Origin of the sequence: Streptomyces rugosispiralis, assembly GCF_024505145.1 — a bacterium.
Taxonomy (GTDB): Bacteria; Actinomycetota; Actinomycetes; order Streptomycetales; family Streptomycetaceae; genus Streptomyces; species Streptomyces rugosispiralis.
On record NZ_JANIAA010000020.1, the window covers coordinates 84,339 to 103,295 of the forward strand.

At 73.3% G+C, this 18,957-nt stretch carries 17 protein-coding genes; 5 read left to right on the plus strand and 12 right to left on the minus strand.

The window, feature by feature from the left end:
- Positions 1-53: 53 nt before the first annotated feature.
- The gene (dapE, locus tag NP777_RS26690) at positions 54-1,124 is read right to left on the minus strand and encodes a succinyl-diaminopimelate desuccinylase (RefSeq protein ID WP_256652728.1); all 1,071 of its coding nucleotides are present in this window, start codon (positions 1,122-1,124) and stop codon (positions 54-56) included.
- 125 nt (positions 1,125-1,249) lie between these two features.
- On the opposite strand from dapE, the gene NP777_RS26695 reads away from it, so the two are divergent.
- Together NP777_RS26695 and NP777_RS48565 are read left to right on the plus strand one after the other, a co-directional pair.
- Positions 1,250-2,170, plus strand: coding sequence for a hypothetical protein (locus NP777_RS26695; protein WP_256652729.1), 921 nt, complete (start codon positions 1,250-1,252; stop codon positions 2,168-2,170).
- 214 nt (positions 2,171-2,384) lie between these two features.
- Entirely contained in the window at positions 2,385-2,993 is a 609-nt protein-coding gene (locus tag NP777_RS48565; protein WP_391858582.1) for an ATP-binding protein, read from the plus strand.
- 356 nt (positions 2,994-3,349) lie between these two features.
- Here the strand turns inward: NP777_RS48565 and dapC are convergent, their stop codons facing one another.
- The gene (gene dapC, locus NP777_RS26705) at positions 3,350-4,447 is read right to left on the minus strand and encodes a succinyldiaminopimelate transaminase (protein WP_256652730.1); all 1,098 of its coding nucleotides are present in this window, start codon (positions 4,445-4,447) and stop codon (positions 3,350-3,352) included.
- Positions 4,448-4,620: 173 nt separating this feature from the next.
- Positions 4,621-4,947, minus strand: coding sequence for a ferredoxin (gene fdxA / locus NP777_RS26710; protein WP_014054705.1), 327 nt, complete (start codon positions 4,945-4,947; stop codon positions 4,621-4,623).
- Positions 4,948-5,061: 114 nt separating this feature from the next.
- Here fdxA and NP777_RS26715 point away from each other — a divergent pair, with 114 nt between their 5' ends.
- A complete protein-coding gene (locus NP777_RS26715; protein ID WP_256652731.1) occupies positions 5,062-6,078 on the plus strand; it encodes a GNAT family N-acetyltransferase in 1,017 nt (338 codons plus the stop codon).
- Between the two features lie 19 nt (positions 6,079-6,097).
- Entirely contained in the window at positions 6,098-6,934 is an 837-nt protein-coding gene (locus tag NP777_RS26720) for a transglutaminase-like domain-containing protein (RefSeq protein WP_256652732.1), read from the plus strand.
- 46 nt (positions 6,935-6,980) lie between these two features.
- Here the strand turns inward: NP777_RS26720 and NP777_RS26725 are convergent, their stop codons facing one another.
- The 8 genes from NP777_RS26725 to NP777_RS26760 form a co-directional block, all read right to left on the minus strand.
- Complete coding sequence (locus NP777_RS26725; RefSeq protein WP_391858585.1) at positions 6,981-7,553, minus strand: response regulator; 573 nt, start codon at positions 7,551-7,553, stop codon at positions 6,981-6,983.
- Positions 7,554-7,654: 101 nt separating this feature from the next.
- On the minus strand, positions 7,655-8,926 hold the full coding sequence (locus NP777_RS26730; protein ID WP_256652733.1) for a sensor histidine kinase: 1,272 nt from the start codon (positions 8,924-8,926) through the stop codon (positions 7,655-7,657).
- A 150-nt stretch (positions 8,927-9,076) separates the two neighbouring features.
- On the minus strand, positions 9,077-9,820 hold the full coding sequence (locus tag NP777_RS26735) for an ABC transporter permease (RefSeq protein WP_256652734.1): 744 nt from the start codon (positions 9,818-9,820) through the stop codon (positions 9,077-9,079).
- Complete coding sequence (locus tag NP777_RS26740) at positions 9,817-10,782, minus strand: ABC transporter ATP-binding protein (RefSeq protein ID WP_256652735.1); 966 nt, start codon at positions 10,780-10,782, stop codon at positions 9,817-9,819. Before NP777_RS26740 ends, NP777_RS26735 begins: the two co-directional genes overlap by 4 nt.
- 178 nt (positions 10,783-10,960) lie before the next feature.
- Positions 10,961-13,192 carry a hypothetical protein gene (locus NP777_RS26745; protein ID WP_256652736.1) on the minus strand — a complete coding sequence of 744 codons (2,232 nt, stop codon included), beginning with the start codon at positions 13,190-13,192 and terminating at the stop codon, positions 10,961-10,963.
- A gap of 196 nt (positions 13,193-13,388) precedes the next feature.
- Positions 13,389-13,757 carry a DUF6113 family protein gene (locus tag NP777_RS26750; RefSeq protein WP_164429900.1) on the minus strand — a complete coding sequence of 123 codons (369 nt, stop codon included), beginning with the start codon at positions 13,755-13,757 and terminating at the stop codon, positions 13,389-13,391.
- The gene (mshB, locus tag NP777_RS26755; RefSeq protein ID WP_256652737.1) at positions 13,754-14,638 is read right to left on the minus strand and encodes an N-acetyl-1-D-myo-inositol-2-amino-2-deoxy-alpha-D-glucopyranoside deacetylase; all 885 of its coding nucleotides are present in this window, start codon (positions 14,636-14,638) and stop codon (positions 13,754-13,756) included. Before mshB ends, NP777_RS26750 begins: the two co-directional genes overlap by 4 nt.
- 62 nt (positions 14,639-14,700) lie before the next feature.
- Complete coding sequence (locus NP777_RS26760; protein WP_069864354.1) at positions 14,701-14,895, minus strand: hypothetical protein; 195 nt, start codon at positions 14,893-14,895, stop codon at positions 14,701-14,703.
- A gap of 319 nt (positions 14,896-15,214) precedes the next feature.
- Between NP777_RS26760 and NP777_RS26765 the strand changes: the two genes are divergently transcribed.
- The gene (locus NP777_RS26765) at positions 15,215-17,377 is read left to right on the plus strand and encodes a S9 family peptidase (protein ID WP_256652738.1); all 2,163 of its coding nucleotides are present in this window, start codon (positions 15,215-15,217) and stop codon (positions 17,375-17,377) included.
- Positions 17,378-17,518: 141 nt separating this feature from the next.
- On the opposite strand, the gene NP777_RS26770 is transcribed toward NP777_RS26765, so the two are convergent.
- A complete protein-coding gene (locus NP777_RS26770) occupies positions 17,519-18,790 on the minus strand; it encodes a hypothetical protein (protein ID WP_256652739.1) in 1,272 nt (423 codons plus the stop codon).
- Positions 18,791-18,957 lie beyond the last annotated feature (167 nt).

Below are 18,957 nucleotides of genomic sequence, written 5' to 3' on the forward strand. Positions count from 1 at the left end.
CTGTCGGGGAGGGGAACAGCCCGCTGTGGGCGTTGCGGTTCGTCGGGTAGTCGCTAGTGGGTCAGCCAGGTCCGCAGTCGTTCTTCGGCCTCCAGGACGGCGGCGACCGGAACGTGCTCCTCGCGGGTGTGGGCCAGCTTCGGATCGCCGGGGCCGTAGTTCACGGCGGGCACGCCGAGTGCCGAGAAGCGGGCCACATCGGTCCAGGCGTCCTTGGGGGCCACCTCCACCCCGAGCGTCGCCACGAGGGCGGCGGCCGACGGGTGGGCGAGACCGGGCAGGGCGCCGGGCGCGCTGTCGGTGAGCTCGACCTCGAAGCCGGTGAAGACCTCGCGGACGTGGGCGAGCGCCTCCTCCTCGGAGCGGTCCGGGGCGAAGCGGAAGTTCACCGTCACCGTGCAGAAGTCGGGGATGACATTGGTCGCGTGGCCGCCCTCGATCGTCACGGCGTTGAGGCCCTCGCGGTAGGTGAGCCCGTCGATCTCCGCCCGCCGGGGCACGTAACCGGCCAGCCGGTCCAGGATCGGCGCGGCCTTGTGGATGGCGTTCTCGCCGAGCCAGCTGCGCGCGGAGTGGGCGCGCCGGCCCTGGGTGCTCACGCGTACCCGCAGCGTGCCCTGGCAGCCGCCCTCGACCTTGCCGTCGGTGGGCTCCAGCAGTACGGCGAAGTCCCCGGCCAGCCACTCGGGGTGGTTCCTGGCCAGCCGCCCCAGCCCGTTGAGCTCGGCGGCGACCTCCTCGTGGTCGTAGAAGACGAAGGTCAGGTCGCGGTTGGGCGCGGGCACGGTGGCGGCCATGCGCAGCTGTACGGCGACGCCGGACTTCATGTCGGAGGTGCCGCAGCCCCACAGCACGCCGTCGTCGTCGAGGCGCGAGGGCACGTTGTCGGCGATCGGCACGGTGTCCAGATGGCCCGCCAGCACGACCCGCTCGTCCCGGCCCAGGTTGGTGCGGGCCACGACGGCGTCCCCGTCCCGGTCGACCGTCAGGTGCGGCAGGGCCCGCAGGGCCTGCTCCACGGCGTCGGCGAGCGGCTTCTCCTCACCGCTGACCGAGGGGAAGTCGACGAGCCGGGCGGTGAGCCGGGCCGCGTCCAGGGACAGGTCGAGTGCTGGGTGTGCCATACCCGCGACCCTAGCCGGTCGGCCCGCGCGCCCGGCCGCCCCGGCCACCGGCCGCCCCCGGCCAACGTGGCGTTCCCCACCCCGCACCCGGGAACCGGAAACAGGCCGCCCGAGGCTCCAGTACCGTGTGGCCCGTGCCCCTGTCCGTCTTCTCCCACCGCGCCCGGCTGCTGCGGGCGGCGGTCGCCTGTGCCGTACTGCTGGGCCTGGCCGGATATCTGGCGGCGCAGCTGGTGACGGGTGGCGTGGGACCGCCGCGCTGTGTCGTACGGGCGGGCGGCGTCCAGGTGCGGCTCTCCCCCGAACAGACCGTGAACGCCGCCACGATCGAGGCCGTGGCCGCCTCCCGCGGGCTGCCCGAGCGGGCCGTCACCATCGCGCTGGCCACCGCCCTCCAGGAGTCGGGGCTGCGCAACATCCGCCATGGCGACCGGGATTCGCAGGGGCTGTTCCAGCAACGCCCCTCCCAGGGCTGGGGAAGCGTGCGGCAGATCCGCGACCCGGTCTACGCCGCCGGGCAGTTCTACGACGACCTGGTGCGGATGCCCGGCTACTCGCGGCTGCCGCTGACGGTGGCGGCGCAGCGGGTGCAGCGCAGCGGCTTCCCGCAGGCGTACGCGAAGCACGAGACCGAAGCGGTGGTGCTGACCGGCGCGCTCACCGGGCGCTCCGGGGCGGCCCTCAGCTGTCCGGGGCCGCCGGACGACGGCGAGGCGGGCGATCCGATGCGCGTACGGACCACGCTGAAGCGGGAGTTCGGCGCCGAGACTGAGGCACGGCCGGCCCTGGCCGGGCACGGCGGCGGTCAGCAGGCCGCCCCCTCGCCGCACACGGTGCTGGTTCCGGTGCCCAAGGCGGCGGCCCCGGGGCGGGCCGGGCAGCGCGGCTGGGAGATCGCGCACTGGGCGGTGGCCCACTCGGACGAGTTGCGCATCGAACGTGTCTCTTACGGCGGCCACGAATGGAACGCGCGGAATTCCGGGGCGGGCTGGCGTTCGGCCAAGGGGATTTCCGGGGCGGAAGTACGGATCGACACCATGCGATAGCGCATGGAATCACCGCAGTTCAGAGCGGCTGACGGTGGATTACGCGGCATGTGCGGCGGAATGGTCCGGGCGTATTACGCGCAGAAACGGATAATGCGACGCATTGCCAACTCTTTGCCTTGGGGCACCGCAACCTTCGCGAGGTTCACGCGGTATTCACAGCGTCCGAATCGCCGGACACAGACGCCAATTGTCCCCTCGTCAAAGGAGCACCATGTCCCTCCCTCTCACCCGTCGGATCGCCCGCGCGGCGCTACTGGTCGCGGCGAGCGCGGCTCCCGTCGTCGGCGCCGCCGGCGCCGCGAGTGCGGCGGAGCCGGCCCAGCCGCAGGCCTCCAACCTGGGGCTGTCCTCGTTGGACCCCGCCTCGGTCGGTGAGGTCGCCGACGTCGCCTCGCAGCAGGTCGGAAGCACGGCGGGTGACGTCAGCGGCAAGGCCGGCGGGACCGTCAAGGGGATCCTGCCGGGCAGGGCCGCCCCGGCGGACGTGGCCCCGGCCAAGCCCGCCAAGCCCGCCAAGCCCGCCAAGGGCATGAAGGCCGCCAAGTCCCACAAGGCCGCCAAGAGCACCCCGGCCAGGGCCGCCCACGCCAAGGCCGCCGGCAAGAGCGAGAGCCGGGCCCTCGGGCACGGGAAGGGCAGCGGAAAGGGCAAGGGCGGCGCCCACGCCAAGGGCAAGGGCAAGGCGGCCCCCGCCCCGGCAGCCCCAGCCGCCCCGGCAGCCCCGGCCGCCGCCCCGCAGGCCCCCGCGCCCAGCGCCCCGCAGGGCCCGGACCTCCCGGTCAAGGGCCTGCCGATCAAGGGTCTGCCGCTGCTCGGCTGATCGTCCGCCGGGCGTGAGCAGGGGCCTGGGGAGTACTCGTACCCCCCGGGCCCCTGCGGGTCCATCAGCCGCTCATGGGGTGTCCGCCGGGCCTTGCCGCCTGCGGCGGGCTGTTCCCCTACCCGCCCCTTCCCGTACCAGGGGCTTCGCCCCTGGACCCCGGACGCCCTTCGGGCGTGTCCTCAATCTCCCCCAGCTACCGCTGGGAGGTGCCCCCTGACGGGCTGAAATCAGCCCCTCCGGCGTTTGAGGAGCGGGGTCTGGGGCGGAGCCCCAGTTGAGGGAAGGGGCGGGTAGGGGAGCAGCCCGCCACAGGCGGCACCGGCCCGCCGGGCGCCCCCTCGGCTTCCCGCCGCTCAGCCCGCCAGCCGGCGGACCGCCGCTTCCACGCGCTCGTCGGTCACCGTGAACGCGACCCGGACGTGCCGCTCCCCCGCGGCGCCGTAGAACTCGCCCGGGGCCACCAGGATGCCCAGCTCGGCGAGGGCGGCCACGGTCTCCCAGCACGGCTCGTCCCGCGTCGCCCACAGGTACAGCGACGCCTCGCTGTGCTCGATGCGGAAGCCGTGGCCCGTCAGCGCCGACCGCAGCGCGGCCCGGCGCCGCTCGTAGCGCTCGCGCTGCTCCGTCACATGCTTGTCGTCACCGAGCGCCGCGACCGTGGCCGCCTGCACCGGTGCGGGGACCATCATCCCGCCGTGCTTGCGGATCTTCAGCAGCTCGCCCAGCACCGCCTCGTCACCGGCGAGGAAGGCCGCCCGGTAGCCCGCCAGATTGGACCGCTTGGAGAGCGAGTGGACCGCCACCAGACCCTCGAAGGAGCCGCCGGAGATCTCCGGGTGGAGCACCGAGACCGGGTCCGCCTCCCAGCCCAGCTCCAGATAGCACTCGTCGCTGACCACCAGCACCCCGTGGGCACGGGCCCAGGCGACCGCGGTGCGCAGCTCGTCCCTGGACAGCACCCGGCCGGTGGGGTTGGACGGGGAGTTGAGCCACAGCAGCTTCAGCCCGGCCGGGTCGAGCTCCGTAGGCTCGTCGTACGGCACCGGCTCGGCGCCCGCCAGCCGCGCGCCCACCTCGTACGTCGGGTAGGCGAGCCGCGGGAAGGCGACCCGGTCGCCGGGGCCCAGGCCAAGCTGCGTCGGCAGCGAGGCCACCAGTTCCTTGGAGCCGACCACCGGCAGCACCTGGGTGTGGGTCACCCCGGCCGCGCCCAGCCGCCGCTCCACCCAGCCGGTGAGCGCGTCGCGCAGCGCGGCCGTGCCCCAGACGGTCGGATAGCCGGGGCTGTCCGAGGCGTCGGCGAGCGCCGCGCGAATCAGCTCGGGGACCGGGTCGACGGGGGTGCCCACCGAGAGGTCGACGATGCCGTCGGGGTGGGCCGCGGCGGTCGCCTTGTACGGTTCGAGCCGGTCCCAGGGGAAGACCGGGAGGCGGGCGGAGACGGGTGGCACGGGGTGGCTCGCTTTCTTCGGAACTGCCCGGACCGAGGGGCCCGGGGAAACCCGCGGGAGCGCCGGGGAAACCGCGGGAGCGCCCGGCGAGGCCCGGGAAACAGCCCGGTCCCGCAGGCCACAGGCCATACGGGACCGCCGACTGCTTCCGGGCGCTGGCGCCGGGGCAGGGGTTACTCGTCGTGCTCCTGCGGCGGAAGCGCGGCGATGAAGGGGTGGTCCCGCTCGATCAGGCCGAGCTTGCTCGCACCACCGGGCGAACCGAGCTCGTCGAAGAACTCGACGTTCGCCTTGTAGTAGTCCTTCCACTCCTCGGGAGTGTCATCCTCGTAGAAGATCGCCTCGACCGGGCAGACCGGCTCACAGGCCCCGCAGTCGACGCATTCGTCCGGGTGGATGTACAAGGACCGCTGGCCCTCGTAGATACAGTCGACGGGGCACTCCTCGATGCACGCCTTGTCCTTCAGGTCGACACAAGGCTGCGCGATGACGTAGGTCACGCTGTCGTTCCTCCTCGTTAGGGCTGCTATCGCGCGGGAGCGCGGCGTCGTCGATGCCCGCACCTAGTATCTCCGTTCTTGGGCACCGAGCGCACATGAGGGGCTGACAGAGCTGTGGATTTCACCACTGGCGGACGTCTCGAAGTCCGGATCACCCCGGATGACGTGGGGAAACGCGTCTCGGTCAGGCTTTTGACCGAAGATCGTGTGCCCGGCGCCACCTTCACCGACGTGGTCGGGGTTCTCACATCGTGGACCGAGGGCACGCTCTCGATCACCCGGCGTACCGGTGAGCCGGTACGGGTCGCCGAGGCGTCCCTGGTGGCGGGAAAGGTGGTGCCCGCCGCTCCGGCCCGCCGCCGCGGCCCCGCCGCGAGCGCGCCGGAGCTGGACCGGGTCGCCGCCCGGGCCTGGCCGCCGGTGACCAGCGAGCCGCTGGGCGAGTGGACGCTGCGCGCCTCGGGCGGATTCACCCGGCGCGCCAATTCGGTACTGCCCCTCGGCGACCCCGGGATGGGGCTCGACGAGGCGCTGCGCCGGGTGATCGAATGGTACGCGGTTCGGGAGCTGCCCGCGTACATCCAGGTCAGCACGGGCGCCGAGGGCACCCAGGAGCTGCTCGCGGCGGAGCTGGAGAGCCGCGGCTGGATACCGGAGGTCTCCTCGCGGCTGGAGATCGCGGCCCTCGCCCCCATCGGGGACCTGGACGCCGACACCTCGGCGGTGACGCTCTCCCGCCAACTCGACGACGCCTGGCTGACCCGCTACCAGCGGTCGTCCGGCGAGCCCTCGCCCGAGGCGCGGACGGTGCTGTCGGGCGGCCCGGCGGTGTGGTTCGCGACCATAGCGGCGGAAGGGGGCGGCGCCCCGGCCGCGATCGGGCGCTGTGTGGTGGACGGCCGCTGGGCCGGGTTCACCGCGGTGGAGGTCGCCCCGGAGCGGCGGCGCCAGGGCCTGGCCAAGGCCGTGATGACGGCGCTGGCCCGCAAGGCGCTCGACGAGGGCGCATCGGCCGCGTATCTCCAGGTGGAGGCGGACAATGGCGGCGCGCACGCCCTCTACGCGGGCATGGGCTTCACCGTCCACCACAGCTACCATCACTGGCGCGCGTCCGGGGAGGATCCGCGCTGAGCATGGGTACGAGGCGGCTATGCCACGGATGAACGACGTCTCCCGCCGCCGCTGGTTCGCCACCGCGGCCCGCGAAGAGCGCCCCGATCTGGCGCTGCTGTGCCTGCTGGTGGGCATGGAGGCCGACCCCGGCCTGGACGAGACCGGAATCGACGAAGCGCAGATCGAGCTGGACCGGCTGGCCGGTCAGCTCCCCTTCTCGCCCGGCGGCCCCGAGGACTGGGCCGCCGCGCTGGCCCGCCTCCTCGGCGAGCGCCATGGCTTCCGGGGCGGCCCGGCCGACTACCGGCGGCTGGAGTCCTCGCTCCTCCACCAGGTGCTGCGGCGCCGCCGCGGGCTGCCGATCCTGCTGTCCGTCGTGTGGATGGAGGTCGCGCGGCGGGCGGGCGCGCCGGTGTACGGGGTGGGGCTGCCGGGACACTTCGTGGTCGGCTTCGGCGATCCTTACGGCGGCCATGTGCTGGCCGATCCGTTCGACGGCGGGCGGCCGCTGTCCGCCGAGGACGCGGCGGCGCTGGTGTCGGGGGCCACGGGCACCCCGCTCTCGCCGTCGATGCTGACCCCGGCCGGGCCGCTGGACATCGTGCTGCGGATCCTCAACAACATCCGCGCCTGGGCGGCCGCCCGCCCCGAGCGCACCGATGTCCGGCTCTGGGCGCTTGAGCTGTCCCTGCTGCTGCCCAGCCACCCGGCCGAACTCCGCTACGAGCGGGCGAAACTCCTGGTGGAGCGGGGCGAGTTCCTGACCGGCGCCAAGGAGCTGGAGGACTACGCGGAGGTCGTGGCGGCGGTGGAGCCCGACGCCGCCGAGACGATACGCCGCCAGGCCCGTGCCGCCCGCGCGATGCTGAACTGAGCGCTCCGCAGGACCCGCCCTGACCCGCGCGCCCCTTCAGCGGTCGCTACAGCCAGCCCTTGTCGCGGGCGATGCGGACGGCGTCGGCGCGGTTGCGGGCGGCGGTCTTCTGGATGGCCGTGGAGAGGTAGTTGCGGACCGTGCCCGGCGACAGGTTCAGCGCACGGGCCAGCTCCGCGTTGGTCGAGCCGTCCGCCGAGGCGCGCAGCACCTCGCGCTCCCGCGCGGTCAGCGGGCTGGCCCCGTCCGCGAGCGCGGCGGCGGCCAGTGTGGGATCGATCACCCGCTCCCCGGCCAGCACCCGCCGTATCGCGTCGGCGAGCTGCGCCGCCGGGGCGTCCTTGACCAGGAAGGCGTCGGCGCCGGACTCCATGGCACGGCGCAGATAGCCGGGGCGGCCGAACGTGGTCAGGATCACGATCCGGATCCCGGGCTCGGCCCGGTGTAGCTCGGCGGCGGCCTCGATCCCGCTCATACCGGGCATCTCGATGTCCAGCAGCGCCACATCGGGGCGGTGGGTCCGGGCGGCGTCCACGACCTCGTCGCCGCGGGCCGCCTGCGCCACGACCTCGATCTCGTCGTCGAGCCCGAGGAGCGCGGCCAGCGCCTCCCGCACCATGGACTGGTCCTCGGCCAGCAGTACCCGGATCACGTCCGGCAGCGTAACCGCTCATCCGTCCGGTCCTTACGGCGCACACCGGCTGCTGGACCGCCCGCCCTCTACGGCGCCGCCTGCGAGGGCAGCTCCACGCGGGCGCCGCGGGAGAGCGGGACCAGGGCGCGGAGGGTGAAGCCGCCGCGCTCGCCGGGGCCGGTCTCCAGGCGGCCGTCCGCGAGCTGTAGCCGCTCGGCCAGCCCGGTGAGCCCGTTGCCGTGCGGGCCGGTCGCGCCACGGCCGTCGTCGCTGACGGTCAGGCGCAGCTCGTCGCCCGTCTCGTCGAGCGTCACCGCACAGCGCCGGGCCCCGCTGTGCCGCACCACATTGGTGACCGCCTCGCGCAGCGCCCAGGCCAGCGCCCCCTCCTGGTCGGCCGGAAGGTCGGGGTGGTGGATGCCGACCCGGCTCAGATCGGCGGCGACGCCCGCGGCGGCGAGTGCGGTACGGGCCCCGGCGACCTCGGCCTCCAGGGTGGGGCGTCGAAAGCCGCTGACCGCTTCCCGGACGTCCACCAGCGCCTGCCGGCTGACCCGCTCGATATCGGCCACCTGCCGCGCCGCCTGCTCGGGCTTGTCGGGCAGCATCCGCCCCGCCAGCTCGCTCTTGAGCGTGATCAGGGAGAGCGAGTGGCCCAGCAGATCGTGCAGATCGCGGGCGAGCCGCAGCCGTTCCTCGTTTGCGGCGAGCTGGGCCACGGTGGCGCGGGCGGCGCGCAGCGCCCGGGTGGTGCGGACCATCTGCCGTACCCCGCTCATCGCGAAGCCGCCGAGCAGCGAGGGGATCACCAGGGCGGACACCAGCCCGTGCGAGCCGCGCACCAGCACCCCGACGGCCACCATGAACGCCGTGTTCAGCGGGATCGCCCAGCCCGAGAGCCGCAGCGGCAGCACCGCGCCGAAGGCGACGGACACATAGACCGAGAGCACCAGCCAGTCGTCGCCCATGGTGAAGGTGAGCACGGCGGCGAGCACGCAGATCAGGCCCAGCGCCCCCAGGACCGTGACCGGGCTCAGCGCCCGCCCGGTGTTCCGGAAGATCAGCATCAGATAGACGACCACGAAGACCAGCAGGCCGAGCGCGCCGCACACGGTGGCCGGGACGGTGTGGTCGCCGTTGGTCAGATCGCTCACCGGCGCGCCCATATAGGCCATCCAGATCCCGATCCACATCAGCTTGACCAGCGCCTGTCTGCGGTTCTCGGGGGGCTGCCCGATGGAGACCAGCCGGTCGCTCTCGTCGTCGTACGCCATCGCGTCGGCCCACCAGGTCAGCCGGCGGCGCCCGCCGGAGCGGCACTCCGGATCGCCGTCGGTCCACTCGGCCCGGTCAGCCATGGTTCTTCTCTCCTCGGATCACGCCTCGGGCCACGCCCTCTTTCACGCCTTGCGGGTGCGCCTCACGCCTTACGGGTCTCCCGGGCGCCTTACCGGTTTCCCGGGTTTCCCGCCCGCCTTACGGGTTTCCCGCCCGCCTTACGGCGTCCATCAAGCCTTACGGGTGTCCTTGCGGTACAGCCATGCCGCGCCGCCCGCGAAGACCGCGAGGTAGCCGATGAGCAGCGCCACGTCCTTGGCGTGCGGGGCGCCGCCCAGCTCGATCGCCTGGCCGAGCGCGGTGTAGGCGTGGGTGGGCAGATAGTCGCCGATGTTCCGCAGCCAGTCCGGATAGGACGTGGTGGGCATCCACAGCCCGCCGAGGATCGACAGACCGAAGTAGATGATCATCGTCAGCGGCCGTACCGCGTCGCCGCTCGCCAGATACCCGATGGCCACCCCGAGCGCGGCGAAGACCAGGGAGCCCGCCCAGATCGCGGCGGTCAGCGCGGGCCACTCCCAGAGGGCGTCCAGCCGTACGCCCTTGGCGACGGCGGCCACCACGAAGACGATCACGATCGACGGCAGGGTGGCCACCGCACCCACGGCGATCTTGGCCGCCACATAGCCGCGGCCGGGCAGCGGGGTGAGCCTCAGCTGCCGGGTCCAGCCGCCCTCGCGCTCCTTGGCGATCCGCTCGCCGTTGCCCATCAGCCCGGCGGTCAGCGCCCCGAAGGAGGCCATCGCGACCATGTAGTAGAGCGGCATCGACAGCCGAGTGCCGGGCACCTGGTCGTGGGCGTCGGTGCTGCCCGCGATCAGCAGGAAGAGCGCGGACGGATAGACGATCGTGAAGAACATGAACTTGCGGTTGCGCAGGGTCCGCACGATCTCCAGCTTGACCAGCGTCTTCATCGTGCGGACTCCTCGTCTGCCGTCGCGGCGTCGGTGATGGCGAGAAATGCCTGCTCCAGGCCGAGGCCGGTGACCTCCAGGCCGCGCGGATAGAGCCCGAGCCCGTAGACCGCGTGGACGGTCGCGTCCGCGTCGGTGGACCGTATCCGTACGGTACGCCCCGAAATCTCGATCCCGGTCAGCGCGGGCAGGGCGCGCAGCGCCGGCTCGTCGACCGGCCCGTCCAGCTCGAAGGAGATCCGCCGGGCCCCGGCCATCGCCTTGATCTCGGCGGAGGAGCCGTCGGCCAGCACCCGGCCGCGGTGCAGCACGATCACCCGGTCGGCGACGGCGTCGGCCTCTTCGAGGTAGTGGGTGGCGAACAGGATGGCGCGGCCCTGCCTCGCCTGCTCCCGCATCGCGCCCCAGAAGGTCTGCCGGGACGAGACGTCCATACCGGTCGTGGGCTCGTCCAGCACGATCAGATCGGAGGCCCCGGCGGTGGCGAACGCGAAGCGGACCCGCTGCTCCTGACCGCCGGAGAGCTTGTTCACCTTGCGGGAGGCGATCTCGGTGATCCCCGCCCGCTCCAGCACCTCGTCCACCGGATGGCCCTTGGGGTGCAGATCGCAGGCCAGCCCCACCAGCTCGCGGACCGTCACCTCCTCCATCAGGGCGCCGCTCTGGAGCATCGCGCCGACCCGGCCGCGGACGATGGCCTGGCGCGGGGTGGTGCCGAAGACCTCCACCCTGCCCGAGTCGGGTTGGCGCAGGCCGAGCAGCAGATCGAGGCTGGAGGACTTGCCGGCGCCGTTGGGGCCCAGCAGGGCGACGGTCTCCCCCGGGTACAGGGTGAGTTCGAGATCGGTCACGGCGCGCACGGTGCCGTAGGACTTGTTCACCTTCTCGAAGCGGACCACGGGCGGGGCGCCCGTGGTGGCGGCCCCGGCGCCGGGGGCGGAAACAGCGGTCGTTGCGGTCATGGCCACAAGACTGGCCGAGGGCGGGGTGTGCCCGGCAGTGTCGGCGGTCGTGACCTGGAGATGACAGATGTCATGGGCCGGGGCGTGACACGGCCCCGCGGACCGGCGGACGGACCGCGGCCCCCGCCCGGTGCCGGGCGGGGGCCGCGTCGTCGTCCGACCGCGTGTGACGGGCCGGTCAGTTGTCCTTGCCGACGATGCCGATGCGCTCGCTGGACGTCTTGCCGAGCAGCGCCTGGCGCAGCGCGGACTCCACGTCCTCCGGGGTGACGGGCTTCTTGGAGCCGTCGCCCCGCTCGAGCAGAACGCCGTCGAAGGTGCTGCCGTAGAGCTGCTTGAGGACGGCCAGGTCGTAGTGCTCCACCAGCTTGCCGTCGACCACCCGCATGGAGAGGATCTTCGGCAGCGACTTGTCCGGGCCGAACGGGATCGAGTGCTGGGCGTCCGTCTGCACGGTGACCAGCCCCGACATCGCGGGCTCGGCGAAGGTCTTCAGCTTCCGGTCCACCTCGGCCTTGCTGACCGTGGGGCGCTTGACGGTGACCGGCAGGGTGATGGCCTTGTTCTGGCCGGTCTCGGCGCGCAGCCGGAACCCGTCCGAGACGGCCTTGACCGCCTTGTCCACGTCCAGCCCCTTGCCCTCCTTGCCGTACACCGGGACGGCCTTGCCGGAGGTGAAGCTGATGCCGCCCTCGCGGGCCGTGCCGGAGTCGCCCGCGAGCCGTTCCAGGGCGTCCCGCAGCTTCTCCTCGTCCACGGTGACCGCCGGGTCGGCCTCATGGGTGCCGCCGAAGAGCGAGCCGATCACGGTGACCGGGTTGTAGTCCCGGCCCGCGACATCCCGGACCGTGGCCTCGGTGTCGAGCGCCAGGCCCGCGACGGAGGGCTTGATCTCCTTCTCCTGGCCGTCGACCGACACCGTCAGCGGGGCGGTGGTGCGCTTGCCCAGCGCGGTGTCCAGCTTGTCGACGGCGACCTCCTTGGAGGTGCCGCCGATGTCGACGCCGAGGACGGTGGTGCCGTTCGGCACATCGGCGTGGTTCATCACCAGACCGGCCGCGTAGGCCCCGCCCGCGATCACGAACAGCAGGCCCCCGGCCAGGACGACCTTGGACCGGCCCTTCTTCTTGGGCTTACCGGCCTTCGGGGCGGACGGCGCCGGGGCGCTGTCGCCGCCGGGCGCCGGGGCCCCGGGGCCGCCCGGGGCGGGCGGGGACGGCGGCTTGGCCCGGCCCTCGGCCGAGGGCACCACGGGCACCCCGCTGACCAGCGTGTCGCTGGAGATCTGCTCGGGCGGCACACCGCCGGTCGGCGTGGGCTCGGGGTCACGGAACAGCGAGGGGGCCGGATCGGCTCCGAGGCCGTCGGCGGGGCCCGTAGCGGGGTCGGCCAGCGGTCCCACGCCGGTGGTGGCGCCGAGGCTGCCGGACAGCGGCGAGCCGCCCGGCGGGGTCGGCGGCTGACCGGCCGGGCCGCCCCCGGCCAGCGGGCCCACACCGCCCGGAGGCGTCTGCGGGTCACCGCCGTACGGGCCGCCCGCGGGGCCCGGTCCCGGCGGGGCCAGCAGGTCGCTGTCGCGCGGGCCCGCACCGGAGCCGGACGGCGGCATGTACATGTCGCCGGTGACCGGGCCGGTGGTGGGCCCGGTCGGCTCGGGGTGGCCGGACGGGGCCTGGGCATCGGTGAAGTACGGCAGATCGGCGACGGGGCCGCCGCCCTGCTGCGGCACCGGGAAACCCTGAGTGGTGTCGGGCGCCGGGAAACCCTGAGTGGTCTCCGGCGAGGGGAATCCCTGGGTGGTCTCCGGGGAAGGGAATCCCTGTGTGGTGTCGGGTGCGGGGAACCCCTGGGTGGTGTCGGGTGCGGGGAACCCCTGGGTGGTGTCCGGGGGCACCGGCGGCTTCGGAGTGCTGCCGGTGGCCGACGAGCCGCTTCTGGGCCTACGGGGCGAGAACCAGTCGCTGGTCCGCTCGCCGTCGCCCTTGCCGCTCTTCCGCTCCCGGCTCTCGGTGGCCTCGCCGGGCTCGGCCGGCACTCCGCGCTCCGGCGTCGGCGTGAAGTCGACCCGGGGCAGGGCGCTGGTGCGCTCGGGGGCCTCGTCGTCCCCGCCGGAGCGCGGCGCGGGCACGCCGTCCTCCGCGACGGGCGTGCGCATGACCACCGGCGGGATGGGCCGCGACCCCGGAATGTTGATCTTGATCCGGGTCGTCAGCGTGGTCTCGGTCTTCGGCTCCTCCGGCTTGGCCGCGGCACGCGCCTGCCCATCCTCGGCGGCACCCCGCGGGGCCTCCTGTGTGGGGTTCGGCGAGGGGTACTGGCGGGATCCGTACGGCGGGGTGCCCGACGGGTAGGCGGCACCGCCGCTTCCCTCCCGGGGCCCGGAGGACGAACTGTCAGATTCACGGCTCAAAGCAGGTTCTCCCAGTTAGCTCCGCCGCCCGTCAGACCTCGCGCGGGCGGCTCGGCGGCGGCACCACCATACTGGGCGGTGCGGACGCGCACTTGACGGCCGCCGGATCACCGCATCCGGTACGCCCGAGGCGCACCCTTCGCCGTGTACCCGAAGGGCCTCCGAGTGCCGGGGACGTCGCGCCGAAAACGTCACGTCACTTACCAAGTCGGACCGGCGGGCCAGGAGGTTGCGGCACCAGAGGCAGCGTGGCACACATCACACCGATGAACATCCCGCCGAGGAGGAAAGCGTACGACCCCAGCCCGGCGCCGAAAAGGAAATCCCCTTCCGGACGGGAGGAAGTGAGCAGCAACACGGCCACCGTCCAGGCCCCCGCGGGCACTCCGCCGCCCATCCGGGCACCCATGACCTTGACCCCGCCGTAGCACAGGCCCGCGACCGCGAGCAGCGCGAGCAGCAACCCGCCGGGGAACCACGCGGCTTGGACCAGCGCGCCCGCGGCGCCCACCAGCACCCCGGCCACCGCGAGCAGGGCGTATCCGCCCAGGCGCGGGGCCGTCATGCCGCCACCCCCGCGAACAGGTCGTCCTCGCGGTCCGCGCCGGCCTCGCCCTTGACGAGCCGGTAGTGCTCATGGAGGAACATCGGCTGGACCAGTTCGTTGGAGAGCGCGAAGAAGGGTCCGTCCACCGCGATCTGGGTGATGTGGGCGCGCATCGCCGCGGCCTTCGCCGCGGTGTAGGGGACGCCGTCGATGAACGCGGTGACGTCCGCGTCGTCCACGACCCCGGGGACGTCGTCCACCGAGGCGACGCCGGGGAAGAGGGAGTCACGGCCCTCGGCCCGCAGCCGGGCGAAGCCCTCCTCGACGGCCGAGCGCGGTACGCAGTTCCAGTAGACCTTGGCGATGTCGTGCGGCTCGCCGAGGTCGGGACGGAAGCCGGGATCGGCGGCCAGTTCCACGGCGCGCATCGCCACGCGGTGCGCCTGGATGTGATCGGGGTGGCCGTAGCCCCCATTGGTGTCGTACGCCACCAGGACCTGTGGCCGGATCTCGCGGACCACGGCCACCAGATGCCCGGCGGCCTCGTCCAGGTCGGCCCGCCAGAAACAGTCCGGCCGGTCGTTCTGCGGGGCGCCCATCATTCCGGAGTCGCGATAGCGGCCGGGCCCACCCAGGAAGCGGTGGTCCTCGACCCCCAAGGCGTCCATGGCCGCGGCGAGTTCGCCGATCCGGTGCGGGCCGAGCGCGTCGTCGCGGTCGGCGGCGAGATGCGCGAGGGCAGGCGGGATGACCTCGCCCTCCTCACCGAGGGTGCAGGTCACCAGGGTGACGTGTGCGCCCTCGGCGGCATACTTCGCCATGGTCGCGCCGTTATTGATCGACTCGTCGTCCGGATGTGCGTGCACCAGCAGCAGACGACGGGCGGGAAGAACGGTCATGGGCACAGCCTACGATTCGCACACACGTGCCCATGGGTCGCACGCCCCGGCCCCGCTCGGGGTCAGATCTTCACGCCGCCGATCATGTCCGCCACGTTGGTGGTGAGGTCGTCGATCGTCGGAGCGACCGATGAACTGGCCAGGTAGAAGCCGAGGAGGACACAGACGACCGCATGAACCGCCTTCAGTCCTGCCTTGTTCACGAGCATGAAGACGATGATCAGCAGCAGCACTGACATCGAGATCGAGAGCGCCACAGCGGCTCACCTCCAGGTACACGCACTCGGACGGACAACATATTGATGCCACAGGGGGGCTACCCACTATGCGCAATCGATCATAACTATGGCGGTGCGCACACGACTCGGTGCACGGGAGCATGACAGGGGCGCATGCCTGATCGCACGAACTTCCCGGCCCCGGGGGCGAATTCTCGTTGGTTATGCGCCATCTCGCCATCGCCCGGGGCCGCTTGGCACCGGTGCCGTCCCGGCCGAACCGTGCCGGGGGCAACGCCCGCCCGGCCTACTGATCCGTACCCTCCCTCGCGATGATCCTGGGCCGTACGCTCCCCCTATGACCGGACAGCTCTCGTTCCCACGGCAGCACGCGCGCACCCAACGCTTCACCCTCGGGACACCGCGGTCCCTCGCCGTGGCCCCCGACGATTCACGCGTCGTCTTCCTGCGCTCCCGCTCGGGCACCGACCGGACCGGCCTGTTGTGGGTGTACGACCTCGCCGAGCGGCGCGAGTACCCCGCCGCCGACCCGGCCGAGCTGCTCGGCGGCGCCGACGAGGAGCTGTCCCCCGAGGAGCGGGCGCGGCGCGAACGCAGCCGCGAGGGGTCGGCCGGGGTGGTCGGCTACGCGGTGGACGCCGCGGTCGAGCGGGCCGCCTTCGCCCTCTCGGGGCGGCTGTTCACCACCGAGCTGCCCACGGGCAGCACCCGCGAGCTGCGCGTCCCCGGCCCGGTCGTGGACCCGCGCCCCTCGCCCGACGGCCGCCACATCGCCTACGCGGCGGGCGGGGCACTGCGGGTGACGGGCGCGGACGGCGCGGGGGACCGGGCGCTCGCCGAGCCGGAGGGGGACTCCGTCACCTACGGTCTCGCGGAGTTCATCGCGGCCGAGGAGATGGACCGCGCACGCGGCTTCTGGTGGTCGCCGCGGAGCGACGCCCTGCTGGCCGCCCGCGCCGACGAGTCCCCCGTACGGCGCTGGTGGATCGCCGACCCCGCCCACCCCGGCCGGGAGCCCGCGGAGGTGGCCTATCCCGCCGCGGGCACCGCCAACGCGGAGGTGCGGCTGGTTCTGCTCGGTCTGGACGGCTCCCGTACGGAGATCGAGTGGGACCGGGAGCGCTACCCGTACCTCGCCCGGGTGCATTGGTCGGCCTACGGTCCGCCGCTGCTTCTGGTCCAGGCCAGGGACCAGCGCAGCCAGCTCTACCTGGCCGTGGACACCGACACCGGCCGGACCAGCACGGTCCATGTGGACGAGGACGCGGTTTGGCTGGATCTTTTCCCCGGGGTGCCGGCCTGGACCGAAGACGGACGGCTCGTCCGCATCGCGGACGAAGGGGGCGCCCGGGTCCTGATGGTCGGCGACCGCAAGCTGACCTCCGGCGCCCTGCAGGTGCGCGCGGTCCTCGACATCGGCACGGACGACGTGCTGTTCTCCGCCTCCCCCGGGGCCGGTGCCCCGCTGCCCGAGCAGCCGGGCGAGATCGCCGTCCACCGCGCCTGGTTCCGGGGCAGCGGCGACCAGGGCGGCTGGGAGCCGGTCGGCAAGCGGCCCTTCCCCGCGGTCCACTCCGCCGTGCGCGGCGGTGAGGTGGTCGCGCTGTCGTACACGGGGCTGGAGCGGCCCGGGGTGAGCGTGGAGCTCCTCCGGCCCGCCGACCACGGCGCGGCCGAGCGCATCGCCGGGCTCGCCGCCTATCCGGAGAAGCCCGTCATCACCGCCCGCCCCGAGCTCGTCTTCGCGGGCAAGCGGGACATCCCGTGTGCCGTACTGCTGCCCAGCGGCTATCAGGAGGGCGACGGACCGCTGCCGGTCCTGATGGACCCCTACGGCGGGCCGCACGGCCAGCGGGTGGTCGCCTCGCACAACGCCCATCTCACCTCGCAGTGGTTCGCCGACCAGGGCTTCGCGGTGGTCGTCGCCGACGGCCGCGGCACCCCCGGCCGCTCCCCCGGCTGGGAGAAGGCGGTGCGCGACGACCTGGCCGCGGTCACGCTGGAGGACCAGGTCGAGGCGGTGACGGCGCTCGCCGGGCGCTATCCGCTGGACCTCGGCCGGGTGGCCATCCGCGGCTGGTCCTACGGCGGCTATCTGGCCGCGCTGGCGGTGCTGCGCCGCCCCGATGTCTTCCACGCGGGCGTGGTGGGCGCCCCGGTGACGGACTGGCGGCTGTACGACACCCACTACACCGAGCGGTATCTGGGCCATCCGGACGAGCGGCCCGAGGTCTACGCCGCCAACGCGCTGATGACCGACGAGGGGCTGTCCGGCGCGGCCGACACCGTACGGCCGATGATGATCATCCACGGACTGGCGGACGACAACGTGGTGGCCGCGCACTCCCTGCGGCTCTCCTCGGCGCTGCTGGCCGCGGGCCGTCCGCATGAGGTGCTGCCGCTGTCCGGGGTGACCCATATGACCCCGCAGGAGCAGGTCGCGGAGAATCTGCTCCTGCTCCAGGTGGACTTCCTCAAGCGGTCCCTCGGACTGCGGTAGCGCTCCGCTGGGGGTGCCCTGACCTGTGTGAGTGCCCTGATCCGCAGTCGATCGTCTGCGGCGCCGTCGTGGCTTGTCGCGCCCACGCGGCGGAGCCGCACATCGACACAGCCCCGCGCCCCTTCGGGGCACGAACCGCCGTCACCAGCCCGGTGGCGGCGGCGGAGGCGCGGATGGCGGTGGGGGCGCGGCGGGCGGGGTGCCGGGCGGCGGGGGCACCAGCGGCGGAGTGGCGGGCGGCGGCGGGGCGTAACCGCCGCCGCCGTAGCCGCTGTTGCCATAGCCGCCGCCATAGCCGCCGCCGTAGCCCCCGGCCCCGGAGCCGTCCCCGTAACCCCCGGGTCCCTGGGCGTCGTAGGCCCCGGGTCCCTGGCCGTCGTAGCCCCCGGGCCCCTGGCCGTCGTAGGCCCCGCCATAGCCGCCATAGCCGTCGTAGCCGCCGCCGTACGCCGGGGCGCCCCCGAGGCCCCCGGCGCCCTCCTCCACGCTCCGTCGCGCCAGCACGAGCAGGGCGATCAGCCCCGCGATCGCCTCGAAGAAACCGGTGAGCACGGTGAGCACGCCCACCGTCGGCAGATCGCTGAGGTGGTCCACATAGTCCAGCTTGATGTAGAGCGACGCCTCGCTGATCCCCATGGCCATGACCAGGGCCGCCGCCACCATCCCCAGCGGGCGCGCCAGCGGGGCGCGCACGAGCCCGGCGGCCGCTCCGGCCAGGCACAGCGCCACCGCCGCCCACGCGACCCACGCACCCGGCGCCGAGAGCAGGGTGGGCAGGGTGTGCTTGCCGGTGAGCAGGTATTTGTAGATCTCCCAGCCGCGCTCCTGGGCCCAGTAGATCTGCCAGGCGGCGATGACGACCCCGATGGCGCCCAGGAACAGCGCGCCGACGACCGCCGCCCCGGGCGAGGGGCGGCCCGGCGGCCGGTCGGCGGGCGAGACCGGCTGCCCGGGGGCGGCGGCGAGGTCCGCGGGGCGGCGGGCGGCGGCCACGACGGCCAGCAGCAGCCCCGCGAGCACCACCTGCGCCCAGGCGCTGGCGTTCGCCCGGGACTTGAGATCGCCGGGGATGCCCTGCAGCCAGTCGGAGTTCAGGTTCCACAGGCTGGGCAGGCGCACCGCGACGGTCACCACCGCGACCGTGCCGAGCGCGCCCGCGGCGGCCGGTGAGCGCAGGGCGGTCATCCCGACGACCGCGTAGACCAGCAGCAGCGCGAGGTCGAGCAGGGAGGAGCCGAAGATCCCGCCGGTGGCCCGGAACGGCAGCCCCGCCCAGGTCCACCACAGATGGTTCACCTCATCGGCCTTGTCCAGGTCGTGGATGATCCATCCCAGTGAGATCAGCCCGAGAACCGCGCAGACGAGCGCCCCGAAGACGCGCGCTCCGCTGTTGAGTATCCGTCCCTGCCCCATAGCCGTAGGTCTCCCCCGCCCCGCACCCCGGGCAACCGTCGTCGGCCGAAGAAAAATACCGATGGTGGAAGAAAAATGCGGATCGTGAGCGTCCGGAGACCACCTGGAGACACGGCCGGCCGATACCCCCGAACCGGTGCGACCGGCCGGGGCGGCATGTCGCGCCC